The sequence below is a fragment of the Prevotella pallens ATCC 700821 genome (genome assembly GCF_000220255.1).
GTDB classification, from domain to species: Bacteria; Bacteroidota; Bacteroidia; order Bacteroidales; family Bacteroidaceae; genus Prevotella; species Prevotella pallens.
On sequence record NZ_GL982514.1, the window covers coordinates 550,049 to 566,309 of the forward strand.

Sequence of the window (16,261 nt, forward strand, 5' to 3'; positions counted from 1 at the left end):
GAAAATAGAACCGAAAGAAATAAGAATGAAGACATTAGTTTCAGTATGTGTTGCCATAGCCTTTGTTTTATTGGCTTACAATTGCAATTGCAACCTAAACAGCAACAACAGCGAAGATATATCGCTAACAGGAAAGAAAGCTACCCTAACCTATCCAGGCATGGTAGCCAATGTGAAGTATGTAAACGATAGCACTATTTATTGGAAATCTATTGACGAAAACGACAGCATTGACGAACAAACTAAAGCAATGAAGATGAGAAAGATAGGTAATGGGAAAATCTTTATTAGCTGGATAGGAGACTATGGTGTTACATCTAGTCAGGTGGTAGACTTGAATAAGAAAACTTTTATTGAGTTCTATACTTCGGCAGACATTTTAGGCAACCGAGTTGGTCAGATGATTGAAGGGAAATTCGAATTAGACAAATAAGCCATAGCTTTTAGAACAAGCCCCCATACACAACATAGCCTCCTACCCCACACAATAGTGGCAGGAGGCTATTTGTTTTTATAGCTTATAGGTATTGATGTCTGTTTTGCTCAGATAAGGTTCTGTTTGTTTTATATCTTACAGTTGTTTGTTACTATTTCGGCAATACAAACGGTACAAGAAGATGTATTTGCAGATTGTATGGCGTTGCAACGCAGGCGTAGCGGGCTACGTCAAGTTGCAAAGACAGGCAAGATGACGATAAGAAAATAAAAGATGTTAGGAAACAATGCCACAGCAATAAGAACTATACATATTGTGGTCTAATAACAGATTTGGGTTTAAAACTTGTTGCAGATGCTGGCTAATAGCTGACCAACAAGCACGGCAACGATGCCTAAAACAATGGTCGCAGAAAAATATAAGAGCGTTGTAGCAGACAGTCCACTTTTCAACAACGTAGAGTTCCCACGTGTAAAAGCAGAACAAACTACGAAACCGCCACACAACCCCAATACAAGCATTAAACGCGTATTGAAATGAAGCGACTGACTATAATGAAAGATTGATGCAAAACCTATAGTAAAACAACTTACAACATTTACAAGAAGCACTGTGCGCGGACTTGGCTGAGCTACTATGTTATAAACCATTTGCATTACAAAGGTATTCATAAATGCTCCAAAAGCACCACCAAAGATTAGTAGAATTATATTTACCATTTTTACTATTTTTGTCCACAAAGATACAAAAATAACAAAGAACCAACAAGCATATAGTATTCTACTTCTGTATTCACTCGCAATATGTGGCTGTTATACCTCGCAAAAATGGCAACTATGGGTGTATTTTCTCCCATTTCATCAGCACTTTTAGTATGCTGCAACTATGCAAAACCGTATATCAATAAACAATATAAAGCATTAAAAACACTTCTTTCTACTTTATTTTGCTAAACAGTGTGGGCTATACCACTAAAAAATGCGTGCCACTTGTTGTCCAAGTAGCAAGGCAAGGAAACCAAAAACAAGGCTGCAAAGTGTGTAAATAACGGCAGTGGCAGACATTCCTGTATCTAAAAAGTTAGCATTCTCGTTCATAAAAGTAGAGAATGTGGTAAATCCGCCACAAAAACCAGTTGTAAGCAGTAGACGTGTTCCAGGCGTAAGCCAACTGTTAGAGGGCAATGCCGAAACAAGTCCTATTAGAAAGCACCCTAAAACATTAACTGTAAAGGTGCTAAATGGATAGGCAGAAAGCATTGAAGATGCCCACAAACGAGATACAAGATAGCGAACAATGCCACCCATAGCACTCCCTAAACCCACTAAAACAATATGTTTAAACATTTGCTTTTTGACTGCAAAGATACAAAAACTACAATAAATAAAGAAACGTAGCTATGTTTTTAAAAAGAAATATAGTAACTTTGCTTCTCAAAATACACCAACAAAAGGTGCACTTTAACGACTATTTTACAAGCAAAGATGATATATCCCAACAATTTTGAACAGAAAATAGGTTTCAACGATATTCGTTCGCTATTACACGAGCGTTGTCTTTCCACGCTTGGACGCGAACAGGTGGACAGTATGGAATTTTCTATAGACACACTACAAATTAACCGCTGGCTGACCGAAGTGAGAGAATTTCGCAACATACAAGAAGGTTTAGAGCCATTTCCACTAGACAATGTGTTTGACGTTCGGGCAAGTGTAGCGCGCATTCGTCTCGAAGGCACATATATGGAAGAGGACGAACTATTTGATTTAAAGCGGTCTTTGGAAACTATTATTGCTGTGGTGAAATTTTTAAGTGTGGGAGAAGAGTTGCCCAATGGCGAAATACAGCACACTTATCCTGCTCTCTATGCGCTTTCCGATGGGGTCGCAACATTTCCTATTTTGGTGCAACGCATTAGTCAAATTATCGATAAATTCGGCAAAATGCGCGATTCGGCATCGTCAGACTTACTTCAAATCCGTAGAGAACTGGCACGTGTAGAAAGTAGCATATCGCGCACGCTTAACAGTATATTGCATTCGGCACAAAACGAAGGTGTGGTAGAACGAGATGTAACGCCAACCATGCGCGATGGACGTTTGGTTATTCCGGTTGCACCAGGTATGAAACGCAAAATATCTGGCATTGTTCACGATGAGAGTGCAACGGGAAAAACTGTTTTTATAGAACCTACCGAAGTGGTGGAAGCCAACAACAAGGTGCGCGAACTGGAAAACGAGGAACGTAAGGAGATTATACGCATTCTTAGAGAGTTTGCTAAACAAGTGCGTCCGTATGTGCACGAAATACTCGACTCGTATCATTTTCTTGCTCTTATAGACTTTATTAGAGCAAAAGCCGAACTGGCACGTATGCTGAAGGCAATTGAACCTGAAGTGAAATCTGAACCTCATATCGACTTTATTCGTGCCATTCACCCACTGTTGCAGCTTGCTCTGGCAAAGAAACAACATTCAACAATCAATAACGATAAACCTGATGTGGTTATTCCACTCGACATTCAGCTCACCATCGATAAGCATCTGCTTATTATTTCAGGACCTAACGCAGGAGGTAAGTCGGTATGTTTGAAAACGGTTGGACTACTTCAATATATGCTTCAGTGTGGTATTTCTATTCCGGTAAGTGAGCGTTCTACTGCAGGAACATTTCAAAACTTAATGATAGACATTGGAGATGAACAGAGCATAGAAAACGATTTGAGTACATATTCATCGCACTTAATGAATATGAAGACGATGATGAAACAAGCAGATAGCCATACGCTTATTCTGATAGACGAGTTTGGAACAGGAACAGAACCACAAATTGGAGGGGCTATTGCTGAAGCGGTGCTGAAACAATTTTGGAAAAAACAAGCATGGGCGGTAATAACTACGCACTATCAGAACCTTAAACACTTTGCAGAAGACCACAAAGGTGTTGTAAATGGTGCGATGCTATACGACAGACACGAAATGCGACCGCTCTTCCAGCTGGCTATTGGCAGACCCGGTAGCTCGTTTGCCATAGAGATTGCTCGCAAAACGGGTATTCCTGAAGAGGTTATTAACGACGCTTCTGCCATTGTTGGTTCCGACTACATACAGAGCGACAAGTATTTACAGGATATTGTTAGAGACAAACGTTACTGGGAAACAAAGCGACAAACTGTGCATAGCCACGAAAAAGAGTTGGAACGCACCATAGCCAAATACGAAAAAGAAATAGAGGAATTGCGACAAAGCCGGAAGGAAATTATTAAAAAAGCGAAGGCGGAAGCTGAAGAAATTATTAAGGAAGGCAATAAACGAATAGAAAACACTATTAGAGAAATTAGACAACAGCAAGCCGAAAAGGAAGCTACAAAACGCATTAGGCAAGAACTTGCTATGTATAAGCAAGCTATGCTTGATGACGCTACAACATATTTAAACACAAAAAACAAAGCGAAAACACAAAAATTAAACAACAAACAAACTATGCGCGAGGGGGGATTAATGACCGACGAGGAATTGCAAGCACGCATAGAAAAGATAAAAAATAGAAAAGAACGACACGAACGACACTTGCAAAAGAAAGAAGAACGCAAGCAAAATGCGGCAGAAAGTTTGAAGGCTGCCACAGAGAAAAGAAATATAAACCGACCAATAGGTGTAAACGACACTGTACGCATAAAAGGATTAACGTCTATTGGCAAGGTTGAACTGATTGATAATAAGCAGGCTGTAGTGATATTTGGTGATATGCGCACCAAAATGGCTATTGCACGACTGGAACTTGTAGACGACGACACGCTGAAAGAAAACCAAAAACAGTTTGCAGCATACAACTATAGCCGACAAACCCGTGAAACCATAGACGAGCATCGTAACCAATTTAAACAAGAAATAGATGTGCGAGGTATGCGTGCCGACGAAGCTCTGAATCAGGTTCAGCACTTTATAGACGACGCCATACTTGTTGGCGTAAGCCAAGTGCGCATACTTCATGGTAAGGGTAATGGCATTCTGCGCACTATGATAAGACAGTTTTTAAACACCATTCCAAATGTAAAGGGTGTTCGCGACGAGCATGTACAGTTTGGCGGAGCTGGTATAACTGTGGTAGATTTATAGGCTTTCGTGGCATTCGAAAGGATACGAAACATACAGAAAATGCCCATTTCATCGGGCATTTATTGTTTTACACAGCTTTGCCATTAAACTCAAATCGGGCTATTATACTGCAATATATATAGGTATTATCAATATGGTATTGTTTCCTACATTTTTTATTTTCTTATCGGCATCTCGTCTGTTGTTGCAACTTTACGTAGCCCGCTACACCTGCATTGCAAAGTTAATATATCAGCACTATACAATAACAGAATTTGGCAATACGCTAATAAACTATTTTGGTTTCAGTGCACATGAAATAGTGCTACTTAGATAGTAATTTCTTACCTTTGTGTGAGATAAAAAACCAATTGTTAGATGCCCAATACCAATGACTTTCGCTTATAGTGTCGGCTGTAATCTTCTGTCCGGTGTTGGTTACTTTTGCCTTTCCATCTTTAAAGGGGTTTGCAAACTTATATTGAGGCTTTATAACAACGTTGCCTCGCGTGTTAGCAAAGCCAAAAAGCTCGTTACTATCTATAATTCTAAAATAGCCTTCGCTGGGGTAATCAGGTCCGTTATCGAAATTGAACACATAGAAAAGCATATTGCCTTTATTATCAATACACCTTATTTTTCCACTATTATCGCCCACAAAACCTATCCTAACTATTGTATCTGTATAGCTACACAAATATTTGCAGGCAACAACGGTATCGCCTTTCGCATTTACGTAACCATACAAATTATTCTTCTCTGCCACGAAAAGTCTGCTATCTGTGTGGGCACAATTTGTGAAAAATAGTGCTATAGAAATTAGGCTAAGAGCGAAATATTTGCTCAGAATATTAGTTTTAATATGCTTTTGTTCCATATTTGTAGTTTAATTCACTGAAATATCTTTCGTTGTCGATTCGATAAATGGGTATATAGACTCGCTTTGTGCAAATTGTTTTCACATACATGGTGCCATAAGAGAAAAGCACAAGTATTCTATTGCCACACAAAGATAGCTATTAAAGTTTATTCGCCAAAAATATACGAATAAATTTTATAAAGCCAATTGTAAAGCGTTGAACAACTACAAAGTTGCAACATTGAGAATGCAAATATTTATAAGGATATATAACTGCCAACTTACAGATATCTGAAACAAACACGACAGATATCTAAAACGAACACGACAGATATCTAAAACAAACACGACAGATATCTGAAACGATGGTAGCTGATATACAACTGACTGTTAAATACTTAGAAGTGATGAAAATTAAAACCATTGTATAAGTTTTTTAGGGCTATAAGATTGGAAAAACAGTAATCTAAAATAGACTATTAGGGTGTAATATCTCTTTCCCATATAATAGTGCTACATTCTGCTTTCGTTTGCTTTATTGTTTGCTGTCGTGCCTGTTTCTCAAACGTGCCACTGCTCGCTATATTTTCGTTATAAAATAAATTAGTCTGCTCAACAATAAAACGGAAATCTGGCAAAGTGCTAATTGTTGGTTTAGCGTATAAAAGACGAATTAGTGGGATTCGTTAAACTCAAATAAGTCGTTAGAGCTAAACATATTTTGTTCTATAAAATAGCTACTTGTTATATTTGACATAAAACGAGATAGCACCAATGTAATAGTACCAAATTAGACTTAACGCAGATAAGAGAGAAAATTGAAAACCGTTATTGCAAGGGTTGCAAGCGTAAGGAATTTGAAAGTAAAATTGGTGAATTTGGTATTAGTTAATGCAAAGAAATGAGCAATAAGTGGTGAGGTTGATGCGATAATGATACCAAGAATAGCATCGAAATGTTGCGGTTGCAGGCATAAAAACAATATGGAAAGTATGTTTATTTGAACAAAAAAGCTGTAAAGCATACGCGTACGTATACTATCGGAACGCCTTTTACGCAAATAGTGAACGGTTCCAATAATAGCACAAAGCATTATCCACACACCTGTAAGAATCTGATTTATAGAAAGCAACCAATAGTTTGCAAAACTACCAAAGGTTAGAAGCTCACCAAAATGGCGCACCACCACTTGCCATTCGCTTTGATAAAGCACAACACTAAGTGCAACAATATTTGGTAAAAGAAGACCAAATATAGACGAAATATAGTTGCGAACACTTGTTGCCTGAAGACGTGTACGCATTAGTATCCATATAATTGGGACATAATAGAGTGTCTGCACCCACACTATACTGCTAAGACCAAGACAAAGAAAACCGTAGAATACCCAGCCTTGCGAATACTTGTCTTGATAGCAACGAAACAAACAAATGTAAGAACCTACTATACAAAGTGCTACACTGGCAGCTCTGATGGATACAAACTGGAAAGTTGCCATAGTAGTGAGCGCCATATAACAACACGACACCATACGACTGAAAATACGTATGAGCGCATTTGTGTTGTTGAGCTCCATCATTAGAAAGGTTGAAAAAAGCATACAAAGCAATGGAACAATGGCAAATGTATCGTTGATACAAACCATTGTCCATACAGAAATAGAGAAGAAGGACATTACTGCTGGTGCCCATCTGCTCTCTGAAATTCTGTTTTGTAGTAGTTTGCGCCTTATATTCATTCCTTACTAAATAGTGTACTTATAAGTCGCTACCAATATCTTTACGGAAGTATTTGCCTGTAAATTCTATCTTTTCAGCTTCAGTGAAACTCTTAAACAAAGCTTCGTCTTTAGTTGGGCCATACGACGAAACTGCCAAAACACGCCCACCATTGGTTACAAGTTGCCCATCTTTGATAGTTGTTCCACTATGGAAGAGCACCGTATTCTCTGAACAATCGTAGTTGCTAATGGGGTATCCCTTTGTATAAGCTCCTGGATATCCACCACTTACCAACATAATACAAACCACAGAACGGGTGTCGGTTTCTATCTTACAACGGTCTAATGTACCATTTGCCACCCCTTCGAACAGGTCTACAATATCTGTTTTTAAACGCAACATAACACTTTCTGTTTCAGGATCGCCCATTCTACAGTTATATTCTATCACCATTGGGTCGCCATCTACATTAATAAGACCAAAGAAAATAAAACCTTTATAGTTTATACCTTCCTGTTTCAACCCATTCACTGTTGGTTTTATAATGCGATGTTCCACTTTTTGCATCCATTCGTGGGTAGCAAAAGGCACAGGCGAAACGCTTCCCATACCGCCAGTATTAAGTCCGGTGTCGCCCTCGCCAATTCTTTTATAGTCTTTTGCCTCTGGAAGTATCTGATAGTTAGTGCCATCGGTGAGTATAAAAACAGAACACTCTATACCCGACAAATATTCTTCGATGACAACTTTTCCTGACGCATTGCCAAACATTCCACCAAGCATCTGCTTTAACTCGTGCTTTGCCTCGTTTAAATCAGACACAATCAACACTCCTTTTCCTGCTGCTAAGCCATCAGCCTTTAGCACATAAGGTGGTTTTAATGTCTCAAGAAACTTTAATCCCTCTTCTAACGTGGTGCTATCGAAGGTGGCATAGGCTGCTGTTGGTATTGAATGGCGTTGCATAAAGCCTTTGGCAAAGTCTTTACTACCTTCGAGTACCGCACCAGACTTAGATGGACCGATAACTGGTATATGCTTTGTGCGTTCGTCTTGTTTAAAATCGTCGTATATTCCACCAACTAATGGGTCTTCAGGACCTACAACAACCATATCTATAGCATTATCTGCTGCAAATGCTTTAAGTTTCTCAAACTCGTTTACACCTATTGCAACATTTTCGCCACAAGCTTTTGTGCCTGCATTTCCTGGCGCAATGAATAGCTTTTCACACTTCTTGCTCTGTGCTATCTTCCATGCCAAGGCGTGCTCACGGCCGCCACTACCTAACAATAATATCTTCATAAGCGCCTTTACTCCTTTACGTTAGAGTTTTATTTTTTTATGTTTAGTGTTTGTTTGTCTAATGTTTTTTACTTCAGATAGTCTTCGAAATATTGTGTAATTCTCTCGTGTAAATGCACACTTTGGTGTCCTCTCATATTGTGAGGTTCACCAGGATACACAAAGAAATCGGGCTGTGTTCCTGCAGCTATGCATGCCTTAATGAAAGTAAGGCAGTGTTGCGGCAACACTACAGGGTCGTTTAAGCCTGTTATTATCTGTAGTTTTCCCTTCAAATCCTTAGCTTTCGTCAAAAGTGAAGTCTTTGCATAGCCTTCTGGATTTGTTTGCGGTGTGTCCATATAGCGTTCTCCGTACATAGCTTCGTACCACTTCCAATCGATAACAGGACCACCGGCAACACCCACTTTGAAGGTTTCAGGATAGTTTGTGATAAGCGAAATTGTCATGAAACCACCAAACGACCAGCCATGCACACCTATTCGGTCGGCATCAACAAATGGTAATGTCTTCAGATACTTCACTCCCTGCATCTGGTCGCGCATCTCAACCTGTCCGAGCTGACGGAAAGTGGCTTGTTCGAATGCTTTTCCACGATTTTCGCTACCACGATTGTCTATAATGAATAGCAAATATCCTTTCTGTGCCATATAGGTTTCCCACGAGCGAGAGCCGTAATGCCAGCTTGCATCAACGTTGTGGGCGTGTGGTCCACCATATACATATATCACGGTTGGGTATTTTTTTGATGGGTCGAATCCAATGGGTTTTACCATTCGCCAATACAAATCGGTAGTGCCATCATCGGCTTTCAACGAACCAGAACTATACTCTGGCAAGTTAAAGCCACTCCATGGGTCTTTCGCAGTAAGCCAATTCTTAATTGTGGGGTGTGTTCCTATGGTAGTAATATCAATCTTTCGTGGTACAGTAGGTTCAGTGTAGTTGTCTACAAGGTATTTTCCACCATCGCTAAGTGTTGCATTGTGGTAGCCACGACCATTATCTAACAAGGTACGGATGCCATTTTCAACATTCACAGACCATGTATTGCGTTGTATTGGACTACATTCGTTAGACACATAGACAATAGATTTTGCCTTGCTATTAAAGCCTAACACATCCATAACTACCCAGTTACCTTTTGTGATCTGCTTTATTTGCTTACCATCTTTATTGAATAAGTAGATATGATTGTAACCATCTTTTTGCGAAAGCATAATAAACTGATTGGCATTCCATGGCAAAAAGAGGATAGGATGAGTTGGTTCAACGTATTTAGCATCGGTCTCACGATACAATTCGGCAATTCTCTTGCCAGTCTCTGCATTGTATGACACCAAACGACAATCGTTCTGATCGCGATTTAGTTCGAACATATAAATGATTTTGCTGTCTGGACTCCACTGAATGTTAGTGAAATAACGGTCGGTCGGGTCGCCAGCATCAAGGTAAATTGTTTTCTTGGTATTTATATCGTATACGCCTACGGTTACATTGTGAATCTTTTCTCCCGCCATAGGATATTTTGTGGGTTCTGGTGTTGCTATACGTGATTCGCCTTTTGCTGGCTTCCAATCTACCTCTGGTATATGAACAAGTGGATAATCGGTTACCATACTTTGGTCCATACGGTAGAATGCAAGACGATTACCTGTTGGACTCCAGAACAAACCGCCTTTAATGCCAAATTCGTTGCGGTGTACAGCTTCGCCATACACTATATTGCGTGAACCATCGTTAGTGAGTTGTGTTGTTTTTCCAGTATTATCTGTAACAAATAGTTGGTTGTTCTGCACGTAAGCTATTGCTCTCGACTCTTTATTATAAGCTTGTGCTTGAGCGTCAGCAACAGTTTCGGTTGAGCTTTCTATCTTTTTAGTTTTAAAATTTATTGTTAGAAGTTCTTTTCTGGTGGGTATCTGCACCAATGGTTGATTGGCAGATGGAAAAGAAACATGGAACAACGAACGCACAGTTCTGTCGCTATTGTCTTTTGAAAGTATAGCATTAATGTCATCAAGCGTGAATAATGTTGTTTCTTTCAGTGTGTTTGGGTTTACGATGGAGCATTTATTGTTTTCTAAATGCACTACCTGGTCGCCCCACCACGTGGTATAACGGTTTTCTGCCCGTAGGTTCTGAAAGTTCTTGCCACCGAAATTAAGGTCTTCGAGTGTAAATGTTTTCTGTGCCATAGCGTTGTTAGGCAATGCTAAACATAGGGTTGCTATTGCTAATCCTGTAGTTACTATTAGGTTCTTAGTCTTCATTTGTATTATATTTATCTTTTTTACGAAACTTATTTCCTTTGTTTCCTTTATCGAATCGCTTACCATCGAACTTCTTTTTTCCTTGAAATGCTCCTCTTTCATCATCGAAGTGGTCATCTTTTCGGAAGTTCTTACGTCCGCCTCGTCTACCGTTTTCGCTTTTCTTTCCACCTATAGATATGTTGTGTTCAAAGCTATGGAACGTGAAAGAGCGTATATCTCCTTCTTCGTTCTCTTCGGTTTCATCAAGTCTTTTCTTAAATTCACGATTCTTTTTAAAGCGATGCTTTTGTGCCATTTCGCGCTTTTCGTCCTCTGTTTTCACAATGCCACCTTCTGCACGGAAGTTGTCTAATTTACCATCGAACATTTGATAGCGTCGAAATTCGCATTCTAACGAGCCGTTGTACACTGGTATTTTAATACTTGGCTTCAGTCCTATTTCACGAAAGCATTCTTCCCGATACGATAGAATCCAAGCCTCGTTACCTATGAATTGGTGCTTTAAGCGTTCACCTATCATTTTGTATGTACCTAACAGATTAGGTGTAGAGATGCGTTCTCCGTATGGAGGATTCATCACAATAATACTCTTCTGAGCTGGCTGAGTAAAGTTTTTAAAGTCTTTGTTCTCTATTGTTATATCCTTAGAGAAGCCTGCTGCAGCTACGTTTATCTTTGCAGTGTTCACTGCTTTCATGTCTACATCGTAGCCATAAATATGATGCTCGAACTCGCGTTCTTGTGAATCGTCATTGTATATCATATCGAAAAGTTCCTGATCGAAGTCTGGCCACTTTTCAAAAGCGAACTCTTTGCGGAATACGCCTGGCGAGATATTACGTGCAATGAGAGCTGCTTCGATAGGCAGAGTACCCGAACCGCACATAGGGTCAATGAAGTCTGTTTCTCCTTTCCAGCCTGTCATCAATATCATACCAGCTGCAAGCACTTCGTTTAATGGAGCTTCTACGCTTTCTTGACGATATCCTCGGCGATGCAAAGACTCTCCACTAGAATCTAACGACAGTGTTGCTTTGTCTTCAGCAATATGGATATTCAGTCGAATATCTGGATTGCTCACCGATATATTTGGTCTGATGCCTGTATTTTCACGGAACTGATCGACAATGGCGTCTTTCACTTTATAGGTTACAAACCTTGAGTTTTTGAACTCTTCAGAGTAGACTACTGAGTCTACTGAGAATGTTTTGCCTTTTAAGATGTACTTACTCCAGTCTATTTTCTTAACTTCATCGTACATATCATCGGCACTCTTAGCCTTAAAATGTGCTATAGGTTTTAGCACTCTTATGGCTGTATGCAGCTGGAAGTTGGCGCGATACATTGTTTCTTTGTTTCCGGTGAACGATACCATACGCCGTCCTATCTGTACGTTGTTAGCTCCCAGCTGGGTGAGCTCCTGCGCCAAGACCTCTTCTAACCCCATAAAGGTCTTGGCAATGAGTTCAAATTCTTCCATTAATTTGTTTGTTAAAACTTATATTTGCCTGCTTTACCTACTGATTGTGGATTGGCAGACAAGATGTTATTTCTTGTTTATGATATTATTATTTTTGCTTTTTCAAAATATTCTTACTGTCATTATATTGCTGTCCCTGCTATTTTATAGTGGCAGAAAGGTTGTAACGACTTTGCAAAGATAATGATTTTCAACGAAAAAACAAGCGAGTAGAGAAAAATATAGTGGTAATAACAGACTTTTTCTAAACAAATATCCCCATTATCTTATTGACAATGGGGTGATATGTGCTATTATCTAAATATATTGGTTCTCATTTTACGTTGCGAGCATCTTTCTTTTACTCGCAATGTATACAATTCTTACACCTTATTATATATGTAACAACATTTGCAGAGAAACGTTGTTGTGTGCCTGCATACCTGCTTTACACTTTTATTACATTAGCCAAGATACTTCATTAACACACGTGCGTTACCACTTAAGCGTATTTTTTCTATCGCCTTTTCGCGTATTTGGCGCACACGCTCGCGTGTAAGTTGCATTTCGGTGCCTATTTCTTCTAAGCCCTTTTCCTGACAGCCTATACCGAAACATTCTATCACTATTTTGCGTTCACGCTCTTTCAGTGTGTTCTGTAACACCGATTTAAGATCGTCCGACATTGATTCGAAGTCTACACCACGGTCTGTTCGAGAGTCTTCTCCCGATGCCAACATATCGCTCATAGAGTTATCGTCGTCATCGCTAAATGGCGCATCTATACTCATGTGATGGTTGTCGGCATTCTGACTTTGGTGAATACGTGCCTCATCAATGCCTGTTAGTTCGGCTAACTCGTGGATAGAAGGACGACGATTGTGCTTTTGAATGAACTCGTTGGTTACTTGGTTTATCTTTGAAATTGCTCCCACCTGATTTAAAGGCAGACGCACTATGCGACTTTGCTCTGCAATGGCTTGCAGTATGCTTTGTCTAATCCACCAAACTGCATACGAGATAAACTTAAATCCACGTGTTTCGTCAAACTTTTCAGCTGCCTTCACAAGTCCAATGTTACCTTCGTCTATTAGGTCGGTAAGCGAAAGTCCTTGGTGTTGGTATTGTTTGGCAACAGAAACCACAAAGCGTAGGTTCGCTTTTATAAGTTTCTCTTTTGCGCGTTCGCCTTTTCTGCCGCCTTTATGAATTTCCTGAGCAAGCTCAATTTCTTCATCAACGGTAATCATTGGTTCACGTCCAATCTCCACTAAGTACTTGTCTAGTGCCTCACTGGAACGATTGGTAATACTTTTTGATATCTTAAGTTGTCGCATTAGATAAAATATACCTAAATATTAAATATGGTGTTATGCTCCGTCTGGATAGACGGAATATTGTGCAAAGTTACTAAACATTTATTGAATAACAAAACATTAACTCATAAAATATACTTTATTAACATCTCATATCCTCCTTTTTGTTCGTTACACGGTATTCGTTGCAAACTGTATGCCAAAAGTCATACTGTGTCAGTGGTATTTTGGTTAGTTGTTTTGTTATGTTTCAACGCTTCAAAGCAAATGCCCCAAAATATGGCTATATATAGCTTTCTTTCTGGGGCAATACTTTCTTATGCGACGAAAGTCGATACGCACACTCTTTATATTCTATAGAATCCTTGTCTGCTTTCTATGCGGTTTGCATTGGCTACTTAGTTTCTTAGTTCTTTCTATTCTGCCTTCTTGACAGCTTATTTTATTTTGTGTGCCGACTCGGCTTTGTAAATATCGCTGTTAATGTTTATTTCTACTTCTTTAAAGCGTTCTTTGCTTTAGTATAGGTCTTTTTTACTGCCTTTCCTACTTTCACTTCGTCGCGTTTCACAGCAGCTCCAACTTTCTTTGCATCGCGTTTAAATGCACAACCTGCCTTGTGAGCAGCTGTTTTTACTTTCACTTCGTCGCGTTTCACAGCAGCTCCAACTTTCTTTGCATCGCGTTTGAATGCACAACCTGCCTTGTGAGCAGCTGTTTTTACTTTTGCTTCGTCGCGTTTTACAGCAGCTCCAACCTTTTTAGCATCGCATTTAAATGCACAACCAGCCTTGTGAGCAGCTGTTTTTACTTTTGCTTCATCGCACTTTAAGTCTTTCTCAAAACGATTTACTGTAGTACCATTTTTAACCTTTGTGGTAGTGTTCTTCTTGCAATTGTTTGTACACTGAGCTTGTACTGCTGTTGTACCAAGTGCCATTGCTGCTATGAGCGATAAGGCAATTTTACGTATCTCCATTTCTTTCGTCTTATAAATTAAACAAAATTGTTATCCAAAAACTGGTGTTAAGTCGTTATTTTAGTTTCCCTAATCCAATTTTATGTTGTTGCAAATATACTTAAAACTTATTGACTTTACAAGTTATGCGTGGTTTCTTTATTGTTTCTTAACAGTAACTTTAGTCTAATTCAGGCATTAGAACTATGATAGAATATAATGATATTACACCTTATTATATATATAGGGTTATAACTAAGTCCTCAGCATTACTTTTCAAACTATATGTTTGCAGTGGATTACACCACTGCAAAAAGATAATGGAAGAACAAAGCATAAGCAATGCAGAGAAGTATTGCTGTAAACATATCTCTCTGCAAATTAAAGTCGTAGTTTGTTGTTTCTTTATTAAGGCTTAATAGAGCCTTGCATTTGGAGTAATAATGTTGTGGAACAATTCAAACTTTGATGCGTCTACTGGTTGCGTTTCATCATTATCGTCTGCTCCTACATATACAGGTCTGATAGAAGCCCCTTGGTCTTTAGATGGAGCGGCAATATTCATTGTTTAATGTTAAGTTAATGTTATTCTCTTTGATTTATGTTTTTATTACGTCTATAATGTGAGATGATGCACTGCTGTTTTTTACTTTTTGCGAAAAGAAGAAACACAGGTAATGCTATAAGCTATGTGGTTTAACCAAAATCGATAGTTAGGGCATAAACATATTTCGGTTTATTATCGAGCATCTGTCTGTCGTTGCAACACAGGCGTAACGGGCTACGTAAAGTTACAACTACTGGCAAGATGCCAATAAGAAAATAAAAGATGTTAGCAAACAATTCCATAGCAATAAGAATTATGCATATTGTGTCTAAGTACCCATTTGGGGTTAAAACGGTTTAGCTACCGTTTGTTCCGCAGGTTACTCTTTTGCATTAGTTTCATTGTCTGCCCAATGCACCATATCATAAGGATAATACTGATTGTTCTTTAAGTCTGAATCGTCTATGTGCATTATCTTAGCAACGGCTGCAACCTCCCACGCCCAATAGCCTCGATAACAGTTATCTTTCAGATGGCTGTTATACCAAGGTGCATCGCTATTTAGATTATACCACCTATCAAGATACTTGTTAAGGGCATCTTTGGCAGCGGCTGCATTTGGTGCCTGTATCACCTTATACAGTCCGTTATACAATCGGGGATAAGCAAGTGTCTCTGCATATTTCAGCTTCTCTTGCTCTTTCATTCTAGAGTTCAGCATAAACCAGAGCAACAAGTCTGGTGTCCAGCCAGATGGTTTTGCCTGCTTATCCATTTGTTTTACATAGTCTATCAGTTGCCTGAAGTTATTATCGGGAATATTTAATAGTACACCCAACGAAACATAATTCAGTATATCTGCATAAATTGGATTTCTTTTATTAAACGCCTGCAAGAAATAATACATAGATTTTATATAAATATCGCGCAGTTCGTCTATTTTGGCATCAACAGAATACTTAGATTGAAGTATTAAGATATAACTATAGCTAAGAGAACGATACATATACAAATTTATATTTTTTGCTGTATCTATTCTCGCTTTAGTTGTTTCCATTATATCCAAATCTTCTGCCAGAACTCTCTCAAAATCCTTTCTGGTCTTCAATTTGTCTCTAATAGGTTTATCTTGCTCCTGCTTTGAACGGCTAAAGAGGAAGTTTAATATCTTCATAAGTTATTATCAATTAACTAACCTTTCTCCAGTGAATGAATCACCTTACGATTTTATGATTATACATATTTCGTTGTAAATGTAGACATTGTTATGCTACAAAGTTGCGCATC

Annotated in this window: 12 protein-coding genes and 2 pseudogenes; 3 read left to right on the forward strand and 11 right to left on the reverse strand. The window is 38.9% G+C overall.

The genetic code is table 11. The features are described from left to right. Positions 1–25: 25 nt before the first annotated feature. Entirely contained in the window at positions 26–433 is a 408-nt protein-coding gene (locus HMPREF9144_RS11470) for a MoaF-related domain-containing protein (RefSeq protein ID WP_006046254.1), read from the forward strand. A 341-nt stretch (positions 434–774) separates the two neighbouring features. Here HMPREF9144_RS11470 and HMPREF9144_RS11475 read toward each other — a convergent pair whose 3' ends face one another. Together HMPREF9144_RS11475 and crcB are read right to left on the reverse strand one after the other, a co-directional pair. Beyond that, the gene (locus tag HMPREF9144_RS11475) at positions 775–1,155 is read right to left on the reverse strand and encodes a fluoride efflux transporter FluC (RefSeq protein WP_006046256.1); all 381 of its coding nucleotides are present in this window, start codon (positions 1,153–1,155) and stop codon (positions 775–777) included. A gap of 252 nt (positions 1,156–1,407) precedes the next feature. Then, on the reverse strand, positions 1,408–1,782 hold the full coding sequence (gene crcB / locus HMPREF9144_RS11480; protein ID WP_006046258.1) for a fluoride efflux transporter CrcB: 375 nt from the start codon (positions 1,780–1,782) through the stop codon (positions 1,408–1,410). Between the two features lie 138 nt (positions 1,783–1,920). On the opposite strand from crcB, the pseudogene HMPREF9144_RS11485 reads away from it, so the two are divergent. Both HMPREF9144_RS11485 and HMPREF9144_RS14110 read left to right on the forward strand, forming a co-directional pair. After that, positions 1,921–3,846, forward strand: a pseudogene (locus tag HMPREF9144_RS11485) (endonuclease MutS2); the annotation flags it as partial. An 84-nt stretch (positions 3,847–3,930) separates the two neighbouring features. Then, a pseudogene (locus HMPREF9144_RS14110) lies at positions 3,931–4,554 on the forward strand (Smr/MutS family protein); the annotation flags it as partial. A gap of 304 nt (positions 4,555–4,858) precedes the next feature. Here HMPREF9144_RS14110 and HMPREF9144_RS11495 read toward each other — a convergent pair. The 9 genes from HMPREF9144_RS11495 to HMPREF9144_RS11530 form a co-directional block, all read right to left on the reverse strand. After that, positions 4,859–5,299 carry a WG repeat-containing protein gene (locus tag HMPREF9144_RS11495; protein WP_006046261.1) on the reverse strand — a complete coding sequence of 147 codons (441 nt, stop codon included), beginning with the start codon at positions 5,297–5,299 and terminating at the stop codon, positions 4,859–4,861. An 889-nt stretch (positions 5,300–6,188) separates the two neighbouring features. Beyond that, on the reverse strand, positions 6,189–7,130 hold the full coding sequence (locus tag HMPREF9144_RS11500) for a hypothetical protein (RefSeq protein ID WP_006046264.1): 942 nt from the start codon (positions 7,128–7,130) through the stop codon (positions 6,189–6,191). Positions 7,131–7,149: 19 nt separating this feature from the next. Beyond that, a complete protein-coding gene (gene purD, locus HMPREF9144_RS11505) occupies positions 7,150–8,418 on the reverse strand; it encodes a phosphoribosylamine--glycine ligase (RefSeq protein WP_006046265.1) in 1,269 nt (422 codons plus the stop codon). 68 nt (positions 8,419–8,486) lie between these two features. Beyond that, positions 8,487–10,691, reverse strand: coding sequence for a S9 family peptidase (locus tag HMPREF9144_RS11510; RefSeq protein WP_040595904.1), 2,205 nt, complete (start codon positions 10,689–10,691; stop codon positions 8,487–8,489). Beyond that, entirely contained in the window at positions 10,681–12,174 is a 1,494-nt protein-coding gene (locus HMPREF9144_RS11515) for a THUMP domain-containing class I SAM-dependent RNA methyltransferase (RefSeq protein ID WP_006046267.1), read from the reverse strand. Before HMPREF9144_RS11515 ends, HMPREF9144_RS11510 begins: the two co-directional genes overlap by 11 nt. A 443-nt stretch (positions 12,175–12,617) precedes the next feature. After that, positions 12,618–13,490, reverse strand: coding sequence for a sigma-70 family RNA polymerase sigma factor (locus HMPREF9144_RS11520; protein ID WP_006046269.1), 873 nt, complete (start codon positions 13,488–13,490; stop codon positions 12,618–12,620). Between the two features lie 472 nt (positions 13,491–13,962). Next, positions 13,963–14,448: a hypothetical protein gene (locus HMPREF9144_RS12705; protein WP_006046270.1), complete on the reverse strand. Its 486-nt coding sequence runs from the start codon at positions 14,446–14,448 to the stop codon at positions 13,963–13,965. A 394-nt stretch (positions 14,449–14,842) separates the two neighbouring features. After that, positions 14,843–14,992, reverse strand: a complete 150-nt coding sequence (locus HMPREF9144_RS13430; RefSeq protein ID WP_006046271.1) for a hypothetical protein — start codon at positions 14,990–14,992, stop codon at positions 14,843–14,845. A 361-nt stretch (positions 14,993–15,353) separates the two neighbouring features. Next, positions 15,354–16,148 carry a PoNe immunity protein domain-containing protein gene (locus HMPREF9144_RS11530; protein WP_006046273.1) on the reverse strand — a complete coding sequence of 265 codons (795 nt, stop codon included), beginning with the start codon at positions 16,146–16,148 and terminating at the stop codon, positions 15,354–15,356. Positions 16,149–16,261 lie beyond the last annotated feature (113 nt).

Bases quoted from the DNA above. Each gene is read 5' to 3' on its own strand.
- HMPREF9144_RS11470 (WP_006046254.1), top strand. From the start codon at position 26: ATGAAGACATTAGTTTCAGTATGTGTTGCCATAGCCTTTGTTTTATTG.
- HMPREF9144_RS11475 (WP_006046256.1), bottom strand. From the start codon at position 1,155: ATGGTAAATATAATTCTACTAATCTTTGGTGGTGCTTTTGGAGCATTT.
- crcB (WP_006046258.1), bottom strand. From the start codon at position 1,782: ATGTTTAAACATATTGTTTTAGTGGGTTTAGGGAGTGCTATGGGTGGC.
- HMPREF9144_RS11500 (WP_006046264.1), bottom strand. From the start codon at position 7,130: ATGAATATAAGGCGCAAACTACTACAAAACAGAATTTCAGAGAGCAGA.
- purD (WP_006046265.1), bottom strand. From the start codon at position 8,418: ATGAAGATATTATTGTTAGGTAGTGGCGGCCGTGAGCACGCCTTGGCA.
- HMPREF9144_RS11510 (WP_040595904.1), bottom strand. From the start codon at position 10,691: ATGAAGACTAAGAACCTAATAGTAACTACAGGATTAGCAATAGCAACC.
- HMPREF9144_RS11515 (WP_006046267.1), bottom strand. From the start codon at position 12,174: ATGGAAGAATTTGAACTCATTGCCAAGACCTTTATGGGGTTAGAAGAG.
- HMPREF9144_RS11520 (WP_006046269.1), bottom strand. From the start codon at position 13,490: ATGCGACAACTTAAGATATCAAAAAGTATTACCAATCGTTCCAGTGAG.
- HMPREF9144_RS12705 (WP_006046270.1), bottom strand. From the start codon at position 14,448: ATGGAGATACGTAAAATTGCCTTATCGCTCATAGCAGCAATGGCACTT.
- HMPREF9144_RS13430 (WP_006046271.1), bottom strand. From the start codon at position 14,992: ATGAATATTGCCGCTCCATCTAAAGACCAAGGGGCTTCTATCAGACCT.
- HMPREF9144_RS11530 (WP_006046273.1), bottom strand. From the start codon at position 16,148: ATGAAGATATTAAACTTCCTCTTTAGCCGTTCAAAGCAGGAGCAAGAT.